1 protein-coding gene and 1 pseudogene are annotated in these 978 nt (G+C 60.5%); both read right to left on the bottom strand.

The features are described from left to right. Positions 1-110 (bottom strand): annotated as a pseudogene (locus tag ENZ74_RS35860) (ABC transporter substrate-binding protein); the annotation flags it as partial. Between the two features lie 242 nt (positions 111-352). Continuing rightward, a partial coding sequence (locus tag ENZ74_RS32925) for an iron-containing alcohol dehydrogenase (protein WP_127313345.1) occupies positions 353-978 on the bottom strand: 626 nt, incomplete at its 5' end.

Below are 978 nucleotides of genomic sequence, written 5' to 3'. Positions count from 1 at the left end.
GCCTTGGCAGCCTTGACGAGATCGTCCAGCGAATCCGCGGACGAAATCACCGTCGACGCGAAAAGCGCCGCGGCCGAAAGGGAAAGCACTTTCCCCGTGAACTTGAACATGTGTTCTCTCCGTTGAACTGACGCCGTTGGACGCCTGCGATGCGGTATCGTTTTCATGTGACAGCCAGATGAAAGCTTTGTGAAAGCGGCTGCTCGCAGTGCGAAAAAGTAAACTCTTTTTAACCTGATGTAGCAATCGCTCCGCGATTCTTTTTCCGGCTAACTAGTTTGTGCCTTGCCCGTCATCCTCCCCCTTGTTTTCATAGCCCCTTTTCAGATCACTTTGCGGCGCGGAAAACGCCTCAGACCGTGCCGGCAATGGCGTTTTCGAGCAAGGTCAGCGCCGCCTTCTTGGTCAGCTTGACCGGGTTACCGCCGGCGGTCGGATCGACCACCGCCATGTCGGCGATCAGCGCCTTGCGCTTCTTGTCCATGTCGAGCCCCTTGATAAGGCCCGGCAGCGCATGCGGCACCTTCAATTCCTTGCGCAGCTTGATAATCGCCTTGGCGAACCCGTCGAAGCCGCCCTTGATGCCGCAATAGGCGGCGAGCCGGCCGATACGCTCCTCGATGGAGTCACGGTTGAAGGCGAGCACATAGGGCATGAACACCGCATTGGTCATGCCGTGATGGGTGTCATAGAGCGCACCGACCGGATGCGACAGCGAATGGATGGCGCCGAGCCCCTTCTGGAAGGCAGTGGCGCCCATGGCGGCGGCGCTCATCATGTGGGCGCGCGCGACGAGATCCCTGCCGTTGGCATAGGCCTTCGGCAGGTTCTCGAAGACCAGCCTCACACCTTCGACGGCGATGCCGTCGGCCATCGGATGATAGCCCGGCGCGCAATAGGCCTCGAGACAGTGGGCGAGCGCATCCATGCCGGTGCCGGCGGTGATGAAGCCGGGCATGCCGACCGACAGCTCCGGAT

The organism is Mesorhizobium sp. M7A.F.Ca.CA.002.15.2.1 (assembly GCF_003998715.1).
Taxonomy (GTDB): domain Bacteria; phylum Pseudomonadota; class Alphaproteobacteria; order Rhizobiales; family Rhizobiaceae; genus Mesorhizobium; species Mesorhizobium ciceri.
This window is presented reverse-complemented; position numbering and strand designations above follow the sequence as displayed.